The following is a 19,468-nucleotide window of genomic DNA, read 5'->3' as shown; positions in this document are numbered from 1 at the left end:
TCAACGTCCCATCCTGACCCTCAAATGCAGCAGGGCCGCCCGATCGGCATCGATCGGGCGGCCCGAGATTGCGTCTGTGTTCTGAATGAACGCAGCTTGCTCTTAGAAATGAACCGACCGTGCGTCGAGCGGCTTCTGGTTCGGCGGAGCGAACTTGGTCAGATCAATCCCTTCGACAGCTGCCTTGTATTCGTCGAGGCTCGGCGTCCGGCCAAGGATGGCCGACAGAACCACGACCGGCGTCGAGGCCAGCAGGGATTCGCCCTTTTTCTCGGAGGAATCTTCCACGACACGGCCCTTGAAGAGGCGCGTGGAGGTTGCCAGAACCGTGTCGCCCTTGGCGGCCTTTTCCTGGTTACCCATGCAAAGGTTACAGCCCGGACGCTCAAGGTAGAGAATGTTCTCGTATTCGGTGCGGGCGGTGTTCTTCGGCGAGTTGTCGTCGAATTCGAAACCGGAGTATTTCTGCAGAATGCTCCAGTCGCCTTCTTCCTTCAGCTCGTCGATGATGTTGTATGTCGGCGCAGCCACCACGAGCGGTGCCTTGAACTCGACTTTCTCGTTGGTCTTTTCGAGGTTCTTGAGCATCTGGGCGACGATCTTCATGTCGCCCTTGTGCACCATGCACGAACCGACGAAACCCAGATCGACCTTCTTCTCGCCGCGGTAATAGGAAACCGGGCGGATCGTGTCGTGGGTGTAACGCTTGGAGACATCCTCGTTGTTCACGTCCGGGTCGGCGATCATCGGCTCGTCGATCAGGTCCAGATCCACCACGACTTCCGCGAAATACTTCGCGCTGTCGTCCGGCGTCAGGGCCGGCTTCTCGCCGGAGCGGATTTCGGCAATGCGCTTGTCTGCCTTGTCGATCAGGCCCTGCAGAACCTTGTTGGCGTTGTCCATGCCCTTGTCGATCATGATCTGGATACGGCTCTTGGCGATTTCCAGGGATTCGATCAGGGTGTCGTCGTTGGAGATGCAGATGGAGGCCTTGGCCTTCATTTCCGCGGTCCAGTCGGTGAAGGTGAACGCCTGGTCGGCGAGCAGCGTGCCGATGTGCACTTCGATGATGCGGCCCTGGAAGACGTTGTCGCCGAACTGCTTCAGCATCTGTGCCTGGGTGGCATGAACGACGTCACGGAAGTCCATGTGATCCTTCATGGTGCCCTTGAAGGTCACTTTCACCGATTCCGGGATCGGCATGGTTGCTTCGCCCGTGGCCAGCGCCAGCGCAACCGTGCCCGAATCCGCACCGAAGGCAACGCCCTTGGACATGCGGGTGTGGCTGTCGCCGCCGATGATGATTGCCCAGTCGTCGACGGTAATGTCGTTCAGCACCTTGTGGATCACGTCCGTCAGCGGGTGATAGACGTCCTTGGGATCGCGTGCGGTGATGAGGCCGAACTTGTTCATGAAGCTCATCAGCTTCGGAATGTTGGCCTGTGCCTTCAGATCCCAGACCGAAGCCGTGTGACAGCCGGACTGGTAGGCGCCGTCGACGGTCGGTGCGATCACCGTTGCCGCCATGGCTTCCAGTTCCTGGGAAGTCATCAGGCCGGTCGTGTCCTGCGAGCCGACGATGTTGACCTTCACACGAACGTCGGATCCGGCATGCAGCACCTTGCCTTCCGCAACGCCGACAGCGTTCCGGTTGAAGATCTTCTCGACCGCCGTCAGGCCCTGGCCTTCGTGCGACACTTCCTTGTTGGGTGCGAACACCGGCGGCATCTCGATGCCGAGGGTTTCCGCGGCAAAGCTCTGCAGCTTCTTGCCGAAGACGATGGCGTAGGAACCACCGGCCTTCATGAACTCGACCTTCTGCGGGGTCAGCGCGGAAGCGACATCGGCCAGTTCTTCGTCACCGGCATCGTTGTAGAGCTTCTTGGTCTTGGTGTTGATGGTCAGCACCGTACCGGTCTCGACGGAATACTTCTGTTCCAGAACCGGGCTGTCGTCATTGTTAAGGATCGGCTTGCCGTTTTCGTCCAGCTTCTTGACCCAGTTCTTCAGGTCAATGCCGATGCCGCCGGTCACGCCGACAGTGGTCAGGAAGATCGGTGAAATGCCGTTGGTGCCGGCAACGACCGGGGCAATGTTCACGAACGGAACATAGGGGCTGGCCTGCTTGCCGGTCCACAGGGCGACGTTGTTGACGCCGGACATGCGGGACGACCCCACACCCATGGTGCCCTTTTCGGCAATCAGCATGACGCGCTTGCCCGGATGCTGCAGCTTGAGCGCCTCGATTTCCTTCTGGGCCGCTTCGGAGATCATGCACTTGCCATGCAGCTCGCGGTCGGAACGCGAATGCGCCTGGTTGCCGGGGGACAGAAGGTCGGTGGAAATGTCACCTTCGGCGGCGACATAGGTGACGACCTTTATTTCCTCGTCGATGTCCGGAAGCTTGGTGAAGAACTCGGCCTGAGCGTAGCTTTCCAGAACGTCCTTGGCGATTTCGTTGCCGGCCTCATAGGCGGCCTTCAACCGGTCCGTATCGGCATCGTAGAGGAAAACCTGCGTCTTCAGGACTTCAGCAGCGTCCCTGGCGATCTGGGCATCGTCGCCAAGAGCCAGGTCCAGCAGAACCTCGACGGAAGGGCCGCCCTTCATGTGGGACAGGAGTTCGAAGGCAAACGCCGGGGTGATCTCATCAACAAAAGACGTGCCGAGGATGATTTCCTTCAGGAACTTCGCCTTCGCGCCGGCAGCGCTCGTGGTGCCCGGCAGCGTGTTGTAGATGAAGAACTTGAGCGACTCTTGCCGGTGCTGGTTACCGGTATCCTTGATCTGCGCGACGATCTCTTCAACGAGAGCAGCGTCTTCGATGGGCTTGGGATGCAGACCCTGGCCTTTGCGCGTTTCGATCTCTTTCAGGTAGTCTTCATACAAGCTCATGATGATCCCGGCGTCCTGGTGTTGTTTGAAGCCTGGCTTCCGAATCGCCGAGAGGTCTGGCGGGCCGGGACAGGCTAGCTGAGCGGCGTTTTAATTCAGTATACAATGGTATGCAATATCTTCCCATCCAATAAATGATGTCTATATACCGGTTGGCGCATCTGCATGCACCCAAGATCGCATTTTCGAATTTCCGAAGGTGTTTTCTGGCTTCGATTTCCGGACGATGCCGTTTCAAGAGGCTGAAACTTCAACCGAAGTCTCGACAACGGCGACGGCGTCGTGTCTGGTGGTTGTAGCCAAAGATTGCTATAGGTGCGGCGCATCAATTTGCGGCGGCGACTGAGGGAGAGGCTCTCATCGTATCCGCGCGGAAGGATGCCGGATGACAGAGCGCTGCAGCTCCGTTTCCGGAGCCTTGAGAGAGTATGCCAGGCACCGGTGCACACACGGCCCGGGCCTTTTGGACAATAAAGGAGATCGCACGTCGTGACCCAGTCCCTCGACAGCTTCAAGTGTAAGAAAACACTGACCGCCGGCGGCAAGACCTACACCTATTTTTCCATTCCCGAAGCGGAGAAGAACGGCCTCGAAGGTGTTTCCAGGCTGCCGTTCTCGCTGAAGGTGGTGCTTGAGAACCTGCTGCGCTTCGAAGACGGCCGCACAGTGACCAAGGCAGATATCCTTGCCTGCGCCGAATGGCTGAAGACCCGCAAGTCCGATCACGAGATCTCCTATCGCCCGGCCCGCGTGCTGATGCAGGACTTCACCGGTGTTCCGGCCGTGGTCGACCTTGCCGCCATGCGCGATGCTGCCGTTAAGCTCGGCGGCGACCCGGAAAAGGTCAACCCGCTGGTTCCGGTCGACCTTGTCATCGACCACTCGGTGATGATCGACTATTTCGGCACCAAGGACGCCTTCAGGCAGAACGTCGAACTGGAATACGAGCGCAACCGCGAGCGCTACGAGTTCCTGCGCTGGGGCCAGTCCGCCTTCAACAATTTCCGTGCCGTCCCCCCGGGAACCGGCATCTGCCACCAGGTGAACCTGGAGTATCTGGCCCAGACCGTTTGGACCAGGGACGAAGACGGTGAAACCGTCGCCTATCCCGACACGCTGGTCGGCACCGACAGCCACACCACCATGGTCAACGGCCTGGCGGTTCTGGGCTGGGGCGTCGGCGGCATCGAGGCGGAAGCCGCCATGCTCGGCCAGCCGATCTCCATGCTGATCCCGGAAGTTGTCGGCTTCAAGCTGACCGGCAAGCTGAACGAGGGCATCACCGCGACCGACCTCGTGCTGCGCGTCGTGGAAATGCTGCGCCAGAAGGGTGTCGTCGGCAAATTCGTCGAATTCTATGGCCCCGGCCTCGACAACCTGTCGCTTGAAGATGCGGCCACCATCGCCAACATGGCGCCGGAATATGGCGCGACCTGCGGCTTCTTCCCGGTCGACAAGGAAACCCTGAAGTACCTGGAAGCCACCGGCCGCGACAAGGACCGCGTCGCCCTGGTTGCCGAATACTCCAAGGCGCAGGGCATGTACCGCTCCGGCGGCGAGGAGCCGGTTTTCACCGACACGCTGGAACTCGACATTTCCACCGTCGTTCCGTCGATTTCCGGACCGAAGCGCCCGCAGGACCGTATCAATCTTGCCGATGCCGCAGCCGGTTTCGCCAAGACCATGACGGACGAGTTCAAGAAGGCAGGCGAGCTGTCCAAGCGCGTTGCCGTTGAAGGCAAGGACTACGACATCGGCAACGGCGACGTTGTGATCGCCGCCATCACGTCCTGCACCAACACCTCCAACCCGTCCGTTCTGATCGGTGCCGGCCTCGTGGCCCGCAACGCGCTGAAGAAGGGCCTGAAGGTGAAGCCATGGGTGAAAACCTCCCTGGCGCCCGGGTCCCAGGTCGTGACCGACTACCTCGAAAAGGCCGGCGTTCAGGACGATCTCGACGCGCTCGGCTTTACGCTGGCCGGTTACGGCTGCACCACCTGTATCGGCAACTCCGGTCCGCTGGACCCGGCGATCTCCAAGGCGGTCAACGACAACGACCTGATTGCCTGCTCGGTGCTGTCCGGCAACCGCAACTTCGAAGGTCGCGTCAATCCGGACGTGCGTGCCAACTACCTGGCCTCGCCGCCGCTGGTGGTCGCCTATGCCCTTGCAGGCAACCTGAACATCAACATCACCGAGGATCCTCTCGGCGAGGATCAGGACGGCAACCCGGTCTACCTGAAGGACATCTGGCCAACCACGGAAGAGATCACCGACCTCATCCGCGCCTCGATCAACGAGGAGATGTTCCGCACCCGCTACTCCGACGTCTTCAAGGGCGACGAGCACTGGCAGGGCATCAAGGTGGAAGGCGGCCTGACCTACTCCTGGCCGGTGTCCTCGACCTACGTCCAGAACCCGCCCTACTTCGAAGGCATGACCATGGAGCCGAAGCCGCTTCAGGACATCGAGAATGCGGCGGTCATGGGCCTGTTCCTGGATTCGATCACCACCGACCACATTTCACCGGCCGGCTCGATCAAGCTGGACAGCCCGGCAGGCAAATACCTGTCCGAGCACCAGGTCGCCCAGAAGGACTTCAACTCCTACGGCTCGCGCCGCGGCAACCATGAAGTCATGATGCGCGGCACCTTCGCCAACATCCGCATCAAGAACCAGATGGTTCCGGGTGTCGAAGGCGGCGTCACCATGAAGGACGGCAAGAAGGAATGGATCTACGACGCCTGCATGGAATACAAGGAAGCAGGTGTTCCGCTGGTCATCTTCGCCGGCAAGGAATACGGCACGGGCTCGTCCCGTGACTGGGCCGCGAAGGGCACCAACCTCCTTGGCGTGCGTGCGGTCATCGCGCAGTCCTTCGAGCGTATCCACCGCTCCAACCTGGTCGGTATGGGCGTCATCCCGCTCACCTTCAAGGAAGGCGAAAGCTGGCAGTCGCATAACATCACCGGCAAGGAACGCGTGACCATCAAGGGCATCGCCGACATCCAGCCACGCCAGATGATGGACGTCGAAGTCACCTACGAGGACGGCACCACCAAGACCATCGAGTGCCTGTGCCGCGTCGATACGCTGGACGAGCTGGAATACATCAAGGCCGGTGGAATCCTGCACTACGTGCTCAGGAACCTCGTGACGAGCTGAGGGCCGGCTTTTCAAGTCAGGTGAGATCGAAGCGGGCCCTGAGGGGCCCGTTTTTTTGGATACCCCCCAGCGAGTCATTCCGGACAAGTGCAGCGAAGCTGCGCGCTGATCCGGAACCCAGCGCATGCTTCGCGCCGCGAGCGCGTCTTTTTTAAGTGTCGGATGCTTGTTTGAGTTTGCGCTCGCTTTCGCTCACGCTGATTCACTGGATTCCGGATCGGGCCATGCAGCTGCGCAGCAGGCCGTCCGGAATGACCAGCCGAGAGTTAGTCGCCTGGCCGCGGACCCTGCAGGGCGCTTTTGTTATTTGCCACTGGTGGAAAAGTCCGTCAGGCTCAACCTCAGGCAGTTCCGGAGGTTTCCTCATGCCAGATACCAAACCACCGCATCTCTCCCACATCGCGCCGGTCTTTCCGGTTTCCGACCTGAAGGCCGCCGTCGCCTATTACCGGAACAGGCTCCTGTTCGAGAGCCGGTTCGAATGGGCGGATACGGAGGCCGAGCCCGTCCGCTATGCCATTTTGTGCCGGGACCATGTCGAATTGCATCTGTCGGCCGGGGCCGGACGGCATCCGGCGACGGCCTATTGCTTCGTGGCCGGGATCGACGGCTATTACACCTCGGTGACAGAAGCGGGCGCCGATATCGCCGAGGCGATCACCGACCGGCCCTGGGACATGCGCGAATTCGGTGCAAGGGACCCGGACGGGAACATGCTCTATTTCGGCGAGCATCTGGAGCGAATCGGGCAGTGAATGCCCTGGGTAAAAACGGGGAGCGAGACCCTAACGGAACCATGGCAGCAGCTGTCGGTTGCGAAGCTCAGACCGAGCCGCTAATAAACCCGTCATGCGCCGATTTTTGATCGTCTGTTTTTTATTGATCCTTTCAGGGACGTTGCTCCCCTCATATGCACAAGAAGCCGTTCAGGAACCGCTTGAAATCGGCGACTCGGGCACGGAGTACCTGCGTGCAATCCGTCTGCGCGGGATCGATACGGACGTGGCCTATTTCGACCCCTCCGCACCGCCCCCCAAACTGGACACCACCCAGGAACCGCCGAAACCTGCGGCGGATCAGGCAGACCCGACCATCGACAACCGCTGGATTCCGGGTCTGATCGTAGGCGGCATCCTCGTTGCCGTTGCCTATTTCTTCCTGCGCTTCGGTGGACGGTTCACGGTGTCGCTAGGCCGTGAGGCCGGCAACCCCGACAGCACCCGCCCCCGAATCCGCGGACAGGCCCCGATCTGGGCGGAAAAGCTCGCCCCGCTTGACGAGATCCTGCGCATGGAAGACCGGCAGAGGGCCCTTGTTCTGCTGACGCAAAAGGTGCTGGCCACCGCCATTGCAGCCAACGGCATCCTGATGCAGCGCAGCTGGACGGCACGCGATGCCTTGCGCCAGTTGCCCGAAAGCCAGGCGAGAGAACTGCTGCGCAAGCTCGTAACCATGGCCGAACGAGTGCAATTCGGCGGCAGGAACGTCAGCGAAGACGAGTTCAACGACCACGTTGCGAACTGCCGCTACCTGCTGGGCCCGGAGGCGGCATGAGCGAGAGCGCTGCAAATACGCGACCGAAGGGCCCGAGCCTTGAAACCGCCGTCATCGCACTGATCTGCGTCGCGGTTCTGATTGCCGGCTGGTACATCCTGTCCCAGCGCCAACAGGTCTTGCGCCGCTCGCCCGCCGGGCTGGACGGCCTGCAGGTCTGGCTGGCGACAAATGGGGCCAGTGCGCAGAATTTTGCCGGCGGCTGGCTGATGGACCAGACGGCGGTCGGCCTGTTGGTGGTACCGCTTTACGATACGCTGCCGGACAGCGAACGCAGCACCCCCCGTACCAAGGAAGAACTGCTGCTGCAGCAGGACGAATACGATCTGGCGACCGCCGTCGTCCTGGAAAAGGCCGAGCGTGTTCCAACGCTGCTTGTGCTGCCGAAATGGCGCAGCGGCATGCGCCTGACCGGCCTTGCCCACCCTTTCCTGAAGGTTGAGGCGGACCGTCTTCAGACAATCGTCAACAAGGTGACCGGCACCAGCGTCACGAAAATTGCCGCCGCAACTCGGCCCTTCTCCGACTTCCGGTACCAGTCACAGCAAGGCGAGCCCTTGCGGGCGGAGATCTACGCCGCCCAGACCTTCGCCAACGAGGCCTGCCGCCCGATTGTCGGTGACACCGGCGCAATGCTGCTGGCCGATTGCCCGCTCGCCGATGCCGGTGACGGCGAACAGGATCGTATTCTGGTGCTGTCCGATCCGGACCTGATCAACAACCACGGCCTGCGATTGGGCGACAATGCCGGCATTGCCCTTGATGTCCTGACCGAAAAGGCCGGCACCCGAAATATCGTCATCGACTACAGCCGCTCCTCTTGGCTGCGCGATCCCGTGAACGAACCCAAGCGCGAGCGCACCTGGGAAGATCTGCTCCGTTTCTTCGGACCGCCCTTCCTGACCCTGTGGCTCGGCACAGCACTGTTGCTGGGGCTGGCGCTCTGGCGCAGCTTCATCCGCTACGGCCCCATCCGCGACGAAGAGGCGGGACCTGGCGCCGGCAAGGATCTGGCGGTCCAGGCGCGCGCAAGGCTGATGCGGCTTTCCGGGCAGGATGGCGCTCTCATTCGCGAATATGCCACCGCCCGTATTTCGGCGACGGCCTCTGCCCTGTTCGGTCCGGCCCATGCGCGCCACTATGCCGGGGAAGACGCTTTCCTGACCTACACCGAACGCCGGCATCCGGCCCTTGCACCACGCCTGCGCGCGATCTTGGCCGACATACGAAAACTGCCTGCCCGGCTTCCGGCCACGGAAGCCATCCAGCAAATCGACCAATTGGAACAGGTATTGGAGCAAATAACCCATGACGCTTGAAGCGCTGCGCGAACGGACCGATGCCTTGCGGACGGAGATCGGCCGAACCGTACTCGGTCAGGACGACATCATCGACCTGTTGCTGATCGCCTTGTTTGCCCGCGGCCACGTGCTGCTGGAAGGCCCTCCCGGCACCGCCAAAACGCTGCTCGCCCGCAGTTTCTCGGCAGCTCTGGCACTCGATTTCGGCCGTATCCAGTTCACGCCGGACCTGATGCCCGGCGACGTGCTCGGCACCTCGATCTTCGATTTCCGCACCAACGCCTTCGTGCTGACCAAGGGACCCGTATTCTCGCAAGTGCTGCTGGCCGACGAAATCAACCGCGCCCCGCCCAAGACCCAGGCCGCCCTGCTGCAGGCCATGAGCGAACGCATGGTCAGCATTGACGGCACGGATCATTCCCTCGGACGGGAATTCATTGTCGTGGCAACGCAGAACCCCATTGAGCAGCAGGGCACCTATCCCCTGCCGGAAGCCCAACTCGACCGGTTCCTGTTCAAGCTGGTGATCGACTTCCCGCCCGAAGACATCGAAATGGCGATCCTGCGCCAGCACGCGGACAAGCCACTGGAAGCCGGCATGGAAACCGCCACGCTGTCCAAGGTGCTCGATTCCACCACCCTTGAAGAAACAAGGGCGCTGGTCGACAGCATCATCCTGAAGGATGACATCCTTGCCTATATCCTGCGCCTGATCCGCGCGACCCGCCAAAGTTCCGAAATCGCCTTCGGTGCCTCGACCCGAGCGGCCGACGCGCTGGCAAGTGCGGCACGGGCAACGGCAGCGCTCAACGGACGCGATTACGCTATTCCCGACGACGTCAAACGCCTGTTCGTGCCGGCCCTCCGCCACAGGATCGTTCTCGGCCCGGCGGCGGAAATCGAAGGCCGCAGCCCGGCGCAGGTCCTGGAAAACATCCTCAACCAGATCGAGGCTCCCCGCTGATCCGGCCGTCCAAACGACTGCTCGCCTTTGGCGCATTGGCTCTGGCCATCTCGGTGATCACGGTTGTCACCGGGGGTGCTGCGCGTGAAATCGGCGCGGTTCCCTGGATCGTGCTCGTGCTTCTGGTCGTCATCGACATGGCCATGTCACTCCGGCGACCCCAGAACCTGACGTTTGAGGCTCCGGCGGAGGTATTTGTCGGCGAGACGGCAAAGCTTCAACTGGAACTTGCCCAGGCGCCCTCGGCCCTACGAGCGAAACTGGACTGGCCGGAAGGCCTCGGCGGCGACGCGGAGTTCGCGTTTGTCCCGGCAGCGGACGGCAGCTCGCGGGCGGAGGTTGCCTGCCGGGCGATCCGGCGTGGGGTCTGGCGCGTGGACCAACTCTGGCTATCCTGGCACTCGCGCCTCAAACTGCTGGAGTTCGTGCCGAAACTGGCCGTCGGGGCAGAAATCCGCGTGGTCCCGAACATCCGCATGGTCCAGTCCGGGCAGATCACCACCACCGTTCTGTCGACGCTTTACGGCGTGAAGGAAAACCGCGCTGTCGGTGAAGGATCGGAATTCCAGCAACTGCGGGATTTCGTCCAGGGCATGGACATCAAGACGATCGACTGGAAGCGGTCGGCCCGACGGCGATCTCTGGTCGCCAAGGAATTGCGCGCCGAGCGAAATCACCATGTCATTGTCGCACTCGACAACGGCTATCTGATGCGCGAGGAGATCGGCGGCCTGCCGAAGATCGACCACGCCGTGACCGCAGCGCTGGCGACCGCCTGGGCGGCTGCCATTGGCGGTGATCTGGTCGGCTATTATTCCTACGATGTCAAACCGCGCACCTTCTCCGCACCCGCTCCGGGCAGGACGGCGTTTGCACGGCTGCGCAGCTGGACGGCGGAGCTTTCCTATGTCAGCCGCGAAACCAACCACACCCTCGCGCTCACCGAGTTGAACGCCCGGACGCCCAAACGCAGCCTGCTGATCATCTTCACTGATTTCGTCGACACCACATCGGCCGAATTGCTGGTGGAGAACATCGGCATCCTGGCCAAGCGGCACCTGCTGATCTTCGTCGCAATCCGCGATCCCGACCTTGAGAAGCTGGTGGAAACGGCACCGGGAGATCTCGATGGCGCGGCCACGCTTGTCGCCGCCAACCAGGCACTCAATGAACGCCGCCTGGTGTTCGAAAAACTGTCCCGAATGGGCGTTACCATCGTTGACGCCAAACCGAATGCCGTGACCGCGCGGCTGATTTCCGCCTATCTTGAAATCAAGGCCCGGGAGCTGATCTGATGGACACACAGGATCTGATGCGCTCCGCCCGGTTCCGAAAGGAGCGGGAAGCCGACTGGCAGAGGCTGGAAACCTTGGTTCGCAAGGCCGAAGGCCAGGGCCTTCAGCATATGGAATTCGCGGAGACCCGCGACCTTGCCTCTCTCTACCGGCAGGCGACGACCTCGCTGGCGATTGCGCGCGAAATCTCGCTCGACAAGGCCCTGCTCGGTTATCTGGAAGCGCTCACGGCCCGTGCATATCTGTGCGTCTATGCCCCGCAGGAACGGCTTGGGGGCCTGCTGGAGCATTTCCTGAGGGAAGGCGCGCCTCGGGCGATGCGCCGGTCCTGGTTCTACATTCTGATCGGGTTCCTGTGCATGGCGCTCGGTGCCCTCACGGGTTATCTGCTCTATTTCGAGAACAACGACTGGTTCTACGTGATGATGCCGGCCGAACTTGCCGGCAACCGTGGGCCGGACGCGACCACGGAATCCCTGCGCTCGGTCATCTACGGCACCGACCAGGCAAGCGGGCTCGGTGCCTTCGCGACCTATCTGTTTTCCCACAACACCCGCATCGCGATCTTCGTTTTCGGTCTTGGTGTCTTTGCCTGCGCCCCTGCCGTCTTGCTGACATTCTATAACGGCCTGTCGCTCGGTGCCTTCCTCGCCCTTCACGTCGACCGGGGTCTGGGTCTCGATCTCGTCGGCTGGCTGTCGATCCATGGCGTCACCGAAATCTCGGCCATCTGCATTGCCTGCGGCGGCGGGTTGCAACTGGGGGCCGCGGTGCTTTTTCCAGGCGACAGATCGCGCAGCGTTGCCTTGCGCGAAGCCGGTCGCGATGCCGTGAAACTGGCGATTGTCGCAGCCATCATGCTGGTGGCAGCCGCACTTCTGGAAGGCTTCGGCCGGCAACTGGTGCAAAGCCTTGACGCCCGGCTGATCATCGGCTGGGGGATCGGTGCGCTCTGGCTGTCCTGGTTCCTGTTGGGAGGCCGGAGCCGGCGATGAGAGTGCGTTTCTGGAAACGAACCAAGACCGACCGGCCACCGGCTTCAACGCTTGTGCCGCCGGAGGGCGTTGCACTGACGCTGCCCATCGCGGGTGTTGGGGTGCGCTTTTCTGCCCAGCTCATCGATATCATCCTGACCGCGATTGCCGCGACCTGCCTGGTGATCCTGCTCGCTCTGATCAACCTGACGACACCGCAGACACTGATGGCCATCGCCGCCCTCTTGTTCTTCCTGATCCGGGTTCCCTACTATGTGCTGGCCGAACTGGCTTGGAACGGCCAGACCCTCGGCAAACGGCTGATGAAGATCAAGGTGGTTTCCCATGACGGCGGGCCACTGACCGCCCGCGCGCTTGTCCTGCGCAACCTGATGAAGGAGGCGGAGATCTTCCTGCCCGGGACGCTTCTGCTGACTCTGGATTCGGCAACGCCGCTTGCCTCGCTCGCCGCTTTTGCCTGGGTTACCATGTCGCTGATGATCCCCCTGTTCAACCGCTACCGGCGCCGGCTGGGCGACATGATGGCAGGCACCCATGTCATCCACCTGCCGGTGCCGGTGCTTTTGAAGGATCTTGCCAGCGAGACGGTCGCGACCGGGACAGCACGCAAGAAATTCGTCTTCCTGTCCCATCAGCTCGACCACTACGGCGCCTTCGAACTGCAGACACTGGAAACGCTGCTGCGTGGGCAGAATACACCATCCGGAGCCGAAGCTGCCCACCAGCGGAACGCCACCCTGGAAGCCATCGTGGAAAAGATCCGCAAGAAGATCGGCTATGCCGCTCCGGTTCCTCCGGTGGATCGTTTGCCGTTCCTGCAGGCGTTCTACAACGCCCAGCGGGAACATCTCGAGCAACGCCAGCTGTTCGGCGACAAGCGGGAAAACAAGCACTACGCCCAATCCGGCGAGGAAAAATAGACCTTTCGCCCTCTCCGGCTCCAGTCATCAAGTGGATCAGCCAGATTGCAGAAACAGGATAATCATAGCCTCAGAGCCTATTTCCTTGATCGGGTTGGCCAGTCCGAGGGGTCGCAGGGGCGCCATGTCCGGCAGTCACTTGGGATCGGCGCGCTGATAGGAACCAGTTTTTCCATCACGATCCGGAATCTTGTGCCGGTCCTTGCGATCGGTTTTGTAGTCAGCCTCCTGGGCGCTCTGCTGGCTGGATCGCTTGTCGGCGTCGATGCCGCGCTCAATCTGGAAACGGACGACACCAGCGACCTGGCCGGCCTCGTCGATCTTGCGACGGCCTTTGTCGATGTGATCGTTTTTGCCGTGACTGCGGCCTTTCTCGCCCAGCTGACCTATGACGCCCGGTTGAACCGCCCGGTCTCGATTGCCCGCTATTTGCTGCCGGCCCTCAAGGCCAGCGCACCGATCTGCCTGCAAAACGGGCTGTTGGTCGTCATCTTCGTGTGCATTGCGCTGCCGCTGGTCTTCATCGCAATTTTCGTGAATACGACCCTGATTTCCATCACGGCGCTTGCAGTTCTGCCTTTTGTCGCCCTGTGGGGATGTTCGGTCTTCTCGGTTTTGGCCCCCGCTGTCGTCATTGAACGGGTTGGCTTCAGCGGCATGAGCCGCAGCTGGGCGCTGACGAAAACCTATCGTTGGCAGATTGCCGGCGCACTGCTGCCGGTCTGGCTTTGCTCGCTGGCCGTCACGATTGCCGGCGCCTTTCCAGTGGAGCTTCTCGCCCGTGAGGGAAGTTACGTCTGGGCCCTGCCCGTCTTTGCCGCAACCAACGCGCTGGCAAGCGGACCGTTGGCAATCCTTGCCACGTTGGTTTACGCGCGACTGCGCGAAATCAAGGAAGGTATCAGCGTTGACCAGGTCGCCGATGTTTTCGACTGAGTGTCAGGAGGGTTGAACTTCCGCGCAAGGCCCCGCTTGTGACCTGCTGCAGAAGGATTTATGGTGAAAAATCGCAAGAGTAACTGTCTTCGGCAGAGGGCGGGCAAGATGCTCATGCGATCGGGATCTACCGGTTTTCGGACAGTCCACGGCTTCAGGCGGATGATCGTCGCTCCTCCCGTTTGGCGGGCAGCGTTCGTCGGTATGTGGGCTGGAATTAGATAACCACTTTTGAAAAAACTATTGGAAGTTTTACGGAGCAATTGAATGACCGACACGACCCTAAGCCAGCCCACGGCCTCCCTTGGCGTTGGCTCCATCATCGGCGAGAGCTTCTCGATCCTCCTCAAGCATTTCATTCAGGTCGTCATCGTAGGCTTCGTGCCGAACCTGATCGGCTTCCTGATTTCCGGCCTGCTGGTCGGCTTCGGCGCCGCACTCGGCATCCAGCCGCAGGAGTTCACCGGCCCCGGCAGCGCTGTTGCCAACGTGCTGTCAATCCTCGTCAGCATGGTGGTCTATTCCATCACCACCGCGCTTCTGGTGCAGCTTGCCTATGACGCGAAGCTGTCGCGCCCGGTACAGCTTGGCCGTTACTTCGGCCCGGCCCTGAGTGCTGTCGTGCCGCTGGCGATCCTCTCGATCGTCGTCTCGATCCTGGTTGGTATCGGCCTGGTCCTGTTGGTCGTTCCTGGCCTTTGGGTCTATGCGGTATTCGCCGTCATGGCACCGGCCGTGGTGATCGAACGCGCCGGCTTCGGCGGTCTTGGCCGCAGCAAGTATCTTACCAAGGAATACCGCTGGCCGATCCTGGGTGCGCTGGTACTGGCCATCATCTGTGCCACCATCATCAACATCGTCGCTCTGTTCGTCGTCGGCCTCGTGGCCTCGGCCGGCAGCATCGGCATGGTCATCGGCATCATCCTGTTCGCTGCCATTTCCACAGTCGGCGCAGGTTTCCTGAGTATCCTTGTCGCACTGATTTACGCGCGCCTGCGTGAAATCAAGGAAGGCGTCAGCGTCGACCAGATCGCATCTGTCTTCGACTGATCGCCCAGCAACGCGGGCAAACAGCGCTGCTTTTTTGAAATTGTCCGGCAAGCGGGTCCGGACACCAGAGCACCCGGGGCAAGCCCCGGGTGTTTTGTCTTTGAGCAAAGACAAGGCGGGGAATTTTCCTTGCATCATAACAGTGCGGCCAACTAACAAGGTTCAACCCAACCTGCCGCCGGAGCATTCCCCTGAGACTGATTGCCGAAAACCTGACCATCGATCGCGGCGGACGCCGGGTGTTTCAGGACCTGTCCTTTGATCTTCCCTCCGGCACGGCACTGGTCGTGACGGGCGCGAACGGCATCGGCAAGTCGTCGCTGCTGCGGACGCTGGCAGGTCTTGTCGCGCTGGCTGGCGGCACGCTTCGGCTGGAACAGGGAGAAGCCGACCGGTCACCGGCTGAACACGCCCATTATTTCGGCCATCAGAACGCAGTCAAGGCAGCGCTTTCCGTGCTGGAAAACCTGACGTTCTGGCAAGGCTTCACCTCACCGGTTTCGGCGTCTGTCTTTGGCGCAACGGCAATGTCTCCCGAGGAAGCGCTTGATCTCCTCGGCATAGGCCACACGACAGACCTGCCGGCAGGATTTCTCTCCGCCGGTCAGACGAGGCGCCTGGCCCTTGCCCGGCTTCTGGTCACGCCCCGGCCGATCTGGCTGATGGATGAGCCGACGTCGGCGCTGGACAAGGCATCGGAAGGCCAGCTTCTGGACCTGATGAACGGACATCTGACCGCCGGCGGCATGATCATAACCGCTACCCACACCGATCTGGCCCTTGCCAGAACCAAGATCCTGCATCTGCGCACCGCTGATCCCGTTTCGCTGCACGAGGAGGATCTGCCCGCATGAGTTCCTGGGCTGTTGTGCTGTTTCGGCGGGATCTTCGGCTGTCTGTGCGCGTCGGCGGCAGCGCGCTTGTCGGTGTGCTGTTCTTCCTGGCCGTTGTCACCGTCATTCCCTTCGGCGTCGGTCCGGATCTGAACCTGCTTTCCCGCATTGGTCCTGCCATCTTGTGGATCGGCGCGCTGCTGGCAACGCTCCTCGGACTGGACAGGCTGTTTCAGGCTGATCGGGAGGACGGAACACTTGACCTGATGCTGATGGCCGGACGGTCGCTGGAACTGCTTGTGCTGATCAAGTGCCTGGCGCACTGGGTCGCAACGGGCCTGCCGCTGGTGATCGCCGCCCCCCTGCTCGGCATCTTTCTCAATCTCGACCCCGTCGCCACGGGAGCCGTCACGCTCACGCTGCTGGTCGGCACACCGGCCCTGACGCTGATCGGCGCCATCGGCGCGGCCCTCACCGTCTCGTTGCGCCGGGGCGGTCTTCTACTGGCCGTGCTGGTGATACCACTGGCCATTCCCGTGCTGATTTTCGGCGTCAGTGCCGCGGATGCCGCTATTCATGATCCCGTGCCGTTTCTGACGCCATTCCTGATCCTGTGTTCGCTGTCGCTGATTGCGGCGGTGATCGGCCCGCTTGCCGCTGCCGCGGCGCTCCGGTTTGCAGGAGATTGACGGCAATTTGACACCGCGCAATGCACCCTGCGGCATACTCGTCCATTGAAGCGGACAACGCTCTAGATTAGAACGGTTCCATGGCAATTTGGGATTATGCAAATCCGACGCGATTTTTGAGGCTGGTCCAGGTGGTTCTGCCCTGGCTTATCGGCTTGTGCGTCATTGCGTTCGCAGCCGGGCTCTACATGAGCTTCTTCGTTGCGCCTGAAGACTATCAGCAGGGCGACACCGTGCGGATCATGTATATCCACGTGCCGGCCGCCTGGCTCAGCATGATGTGCTATTCCGTGATGGCGCTGTCCTCACTTGGCACCCTTGTGTGGAAACACCCGCTGGCGGATGTTTCCGCCAAGAGCGCGGCCCCCATCGGCGCGGCCTTCACCTTCATGGCACTCGTGACCGGTTCGCTCTGGGGCAAGCCCATGTGGGGCACCTATTGGGTCTGGGACGCGCGACTGACGTCGGTCCTGGTCCTCCTGATCATGTATCTCGGCCTGATGACGCTGTGGCGCACGATGGAAGATCCTATCAAGGCCGGCAAGGCGGCAGCTGTGCTGACGCTTGTCGGCGCGTTGAACCTGCCGATCATCAAGTTTTCGGTCGACTGGTGGAATACGCTTCACCAGCCGGCCAGCGTGATGCGCATGGACGGCCCGACCATTCATCCGGACATTCTCTGGCCGCTGCTGGTCATGGCGATCGCCTTTACGCTGCTGTTCTTCGTGTTGCATCTGATGGCAATGCGTAACGAGATCCTGCGCCGCCGCGTGCGTGCCCTGCGCCTGCGCGCAGCCAGCGCTGCCCAACCGGGCACAGCGGCAGCCACGGCTCAGCCTGCGGAGTAATTCTCATGGATCTAGGCCCTCACGCTGGCTTCATCTGGGCGTCCTACGGCCTTTGCCTCTTCACGGTCATCGGACTGATCGCCTGGGTGCGCATCGACAAGGCCCAACAGGAAAAAGCCCTCAAGGACCTGGCAGCCCGGGGCATTTCCCGCGCCCGGCCAGCCGGTGAAGGAAAAGCAAGCTCATGACGTCCCACGATACCGGTGCCGGCCGACACGGGCAGCAGACTGCCAAACGCGGTTTCCCGGTTCTGGTGCTGCTGCCCTTGGTGGTGTTCGCAGCGCTCGCCGCCCTGTTCCTGTTTCAGCTGACCCTCGGCGGCGATCCGCAGAAAATTCCCTCTGCGCTGATCAACAAGCCGGCGCCGGAATTCGACCTGCCGCCGGTTGAAGGCCTCACCGATGGTGACACCGCCGTTGCCGGGTTTTCCCGTCAGGATCTCATCGGCAAGGTTTCCGTCGTCAATGTGTTTGCATCCTGGTGCGTGCCCTGCCGCCAGGAGCACCCGCTTCTGGAAGAGCTGGCAAAGGTCGAGGGCATCCAGCTTCTCGGTATCAACTACAAGGACAAGCCGGAAAACGCGCGCCGCTTCCTGGGCAGTCTCGGCAATCCGTATCAGCGCGTCGGCGCAGATACCGGTGGTCGCACCGCGATCGAATGGGGTGTCTACGGCGTGCCGGAAACCTTCGTCGTCGATGGCGAAGGCACGATCCGGTACAAGTTCATCGGTCCTCTGAGCCCCGAAAGCTATTACGACGTCTTCCTGCCGGAACTGCAGAAGATCATGGACGGCAACAAATCCTGATCTTGCCAACCTTGTGGTGCCTGCCTGTCACCTGCGCAGGCCATTGTCCCCGCTGATTGTTTGCGGTGACAACGGCGAACCGGCCAAGCCCCATTTACAAATCGCCACGGGGCCGTTCTAAAGTCCGGATCATCTTTTTCAGCCGATTCCGGAGAAGGCCATCTTGAAAGTACTTGTGATCGGTGGCTGCGGGTTCATCGGGTCTCATGTCGTGGACAAATGCCTTCAGCAAGGCCTGTCGGTGCGGGTCATGGACACCCGGCAGGAACTGTACCGGCCGCCGCTTCCCGGTGTCGACTACGTCTTTCACAGCCTGTCCGATCATCACCGGCTTGCCGACACCCTGTCCGGTGTGGATGCGGTGGTGCATCTGGCCAGCACGACCGTTCCCTCGACCTCGAACCTCGATCCGGCCGCCGACATCTCCGGCAACCTTATTCCCACGGTTCGCCTTCTGGAGGCCATGCGGGCAAGCGGAACGAGGAAACTCGTCTTCTTTTCCTCCGGTGGCACAGTCTATGGCATCCCGACAAAGGATCCGGTGCCGGAAGATCATCCTCTGAACCCGATCTCATCCTACGGCATCGTCAAGCTGGCAGTCGAACAGTACCTGCGCATGGAACAACAGCTCCACGGGCTCGAGTTCGTCGCCCTTCGTCCGGCGAACATCTATGGACCGCGCCAGGCACAGATCGGCCTTCTGGGCGTGATCGGAACCTACCTACGCAAGGTGGCGGAGGACGCCCCCATCGAAATCTGGGGGGACGGCAGCGTCGTGCGCGACTTCGTTCACGTCGAAGACATTGCCGACCTGTGCCATCGCGCCCTGATCTCCGGCGCGTCCGGCAGCTTCAACGCCGGAAGTGGCGAAGGCACGTCCATCTCCCAGATCGTCGACATCATCGGCCAGACCACAGGGCGCACCCTGGAGCCGGTCTACAAGCCGGGCCGCAACTTCGATGTGCCACGGGTGGTGCTGGATATTGCCAGGGCACAGGCGACGTTCGACTGGCAACCTGCCGTTCCCTTGCGGCGCGGCATCGGAGAAACGTGGGAATGGGTGAAGCATCACAGCGCACCTTGATGTGTCGTTAGCGCTGGAACCTGCAGAAAATCGGCGACTGACTGAAACGGACCCGCCGCATCAGTTCATTTACCCATAATAAAATCGACGCTGGCATAGATTTCCCGGAAGCCTGCGGTCATTAGTGTCCCTGG

Annotated in this window: 17 protein-coding genes; 16 read left to right on the top strand and 1 reads right to left on the bottom strand. The window is 61.3% G+C overall.

The window, feature by feature from the left end:
- Positions 1–102 precede the first annotated feature (102 nt).
- On the bottom strand, positions 103–2,895 hold the full coding sequence (locus tag B0E33_RS13765) for a bifunctional aconitate hydratase 2/2-methylisocitrate dehydratase (RefSeq protein WP_077291503.1): 2,793 nt from the start codon (positions 2,893–2,895) through the stop codon (positions 103–105).
- 489 nt (positions 2,896–3,384) lie between these two features.
- Between B0E33_RS13765 and acnA the strand changes: the two genes are divergently transcribed.
- The 16 genes from acnA to B0E33_RS13685 all read left to right on the top strand — a co-directional run bounded on the left by acnA (position 3,385) and on the right by B0E33_RS13685 (position 19,334).
- Positions 3,385–6,060: an aconitate hydratase AcnA gene (gene acnA / locus B0E33_RS13760; RefSeq protein WP_023002755.1), complete on the top strand. Its 2,676-nt coding sequence runs from the start codon at positions 3,385–3,387 to the stop codon at positions 6,058–6,060.
- A gap of 365 nt (positions 6,061–6,425) precedes the next feature.
- A complete protein-coding gene (locus B0E33_RS13755; protein WP_023002754.1) occupies positions 6,426–6,815 on the top strand; it encodes a bleomycin resistance protein in 390 nt (129 codons plus the stop codon).
- Between the two features lie 142 nt (positions 6,816–6,957).
- Positions 6,958–7,614 carry a DUF4129 domain-containing protein gene (locus tag B0E33_RS13750; RefSeq protein ID WP_062486494.1) on the top strand — a complete coding sequence of 219 codons (657 nt, stop codon included), beginning with the start codon at positions 6,958–6,960 and terminating at the stop codon, positions 7,612–7,614.
- Positions 7,611–8,933: a hypothetical protein gene (locus tag B0E33_RS13745; protein WP_077291501.1), complete on the top strand. Its 1,323-nt coding sequence runs from the start codon at positions 7,611–7,613 to the stop codon at positions 8,931–8,933. Before B0E33_RS13750 ends, B0E33_RS13745 begins: the two co-directional genes overlap by 4 nt.
- Positions 8,923–9,879 (top strand): AAA family ATPase, encoded by a 957-nt coding sequence (locus B0E33_RS13740; protein WP_023002751.1) that lies wholly within the window; start codon positions 8,923–8,925, stop codon positions 9,877–9,879. Before B0E33_RS13745 ends, B0E33_RS13740 begins: the two co-directional genes overlap by 11 nt.
- 53 nt (positions 9,880–9,932) lie before the next feature.
- Positions 9,933–11,174: a DUF58 domain-containing protein gene (locus B0E33_RS13735; protein ID WP_077293307.1), complete on the top strand. Its 1,242-nt coding sequence runs from the start codon at positions 9,933–9,935 to the stop codon at positions 11,172–11,174.
- Positions 11,174–12,169 (top strand): stage II sporulation protein M, encoded by a 996-nt coding sequence (locus tag B0E33_RS13730; protein WP_023002749.1) that lies wholly within the window; start codon positions 11,174–11,176, stop codon positions 12,167–12,169. The genes B0E33_RS13735 and B0E33_RS13730 overlap by 1 nt, the downstream gene beginning before the upstream one ends.
- Complete coding sequence (locus B0E33_RS13725) at positions 12,166–13,089, top strand: RDD family protein (protein ID WP_055659898.1); 924 nt, start codon at positions 12,166–12,168, stop codon at positions 13,087–13,089. Before B0E33_RS13730 ends, B0E33_RS13725 begins: the two co-directional genes overlap by 4 nt.
- A gap of 45 nt (positions 13,090–13,134) precedes the next feature.
- The gene (locus tag B0E33_RS13720; protein ID WP_023002747.1) at positions 13,135–14,025 is read left to right on the top strand and encodes a hypothetical protein; all 891 of its coding nucleotides are present in this window, start codon (positions 13,135–13,137) and stop codon (positions 14,023–14,025) included.
- Between the two features lie 267 nt (positions 14,026–14,292).
- A complete protein-coding gene (locus tag B0E33_RS13715; protein WP_023002746.1) occupies positions 14,293–15,075 on the top strand; it encodes a hypothetical protein in 783 nt (260 codons plus the stop codon).
- Positions 15,076–15,266: 191 nt separating this feature from the next.
- Positions 15,267–15,929 carry a heme ABC exporter ATP-binding protein CcmA gene (ccmA, locus tag B0E33_RS13710; protein ID WP_077291500.1) on the top strand — a complete coding sequence of 221 codons (663 nt, stop codon included), beginning with the start codon at positions 15,267–15,269 and terminating at the stop codon, positions 15,927–15,929.
- Positions 15,926–16,597, top strand: a complete 672-nt coding sequence (gene ccmB / locus B0E33_RS13705) for a heme exporter protein CcmB (RefSeq protein ID WP_023002744.1) — start codon at positions 15,926–15,928, stop codon at positions 16,595–16,597. The genes ccmA and ccmB overlap by 4 nt, the downstream gene beginning before the upstream one ends.
- 80 nt (positions 16,598–16,677) lie before the next feature.
- Positions 16,678–17,445, top strand: a complete 768-nt coding sequence (locus B0E33_RS13700; protein ID WP_023002743.1) for a heme ABC transporter permease — start codon at positions 16,678–16,680, stop codon at positions 17,443–17,445.
- A 5-nt stretch (positions 17,446–17,450) separates the two neighbouring features.
- The gene (ccmD, locus tag B0E33_RS13695) at positions 17,451–17,633 is read left to right on the top strand and encodes a heme exporter protein CcmD (protein WP_023002742.1); all 183 of its coding nucleotides are present in this window, start codon (positions 17,451–17,453) and stop codon (positions 17,631–17,633) included.
- Entirely contained in the window at positions 17,630–18,250 is a 621-nt protein-coding gene (locus B0E33_RS13690) for a DsbE family thiol:disulfide interchange protein (RefSeq protein ID WP_023002741.1), read from the top strand. The genes ccmD and B0E33_RS13690 overlap by 4 nt, the downstream gene beginning before the upstream one ends.
- Positions 18,251–18,413: 163 nt before the next feature.
- Positions 18,414–19,334 (top strand): NAD-dependent epimerase/dehydratase family protein, encoded by a 921-nt coding sequence (locus B0E33_RS13685; RefSeq protein ID WP_077291499.1) that lies wholly within the window; start codon positions 18,414–18,416, stop codon positions 19,332–19,334.
- Positions 19,335–19,468 lie beyond the last annotated feature (134 nt).

Source organism: Roseibium algicola (assembly GCF_001999245.1).
Classification (GTDB): Bacteria; Pseudomonadota; Alphaproteobacteria; order Rhizobiales; family Stappiaceae; genus Roseibium; species Roseibium algicola.
The sequence above is the reverse complement of the archived record's forward strand: the minus strand, read 5'-3'. Positions and strand labels throughout refer to the sequence as shown.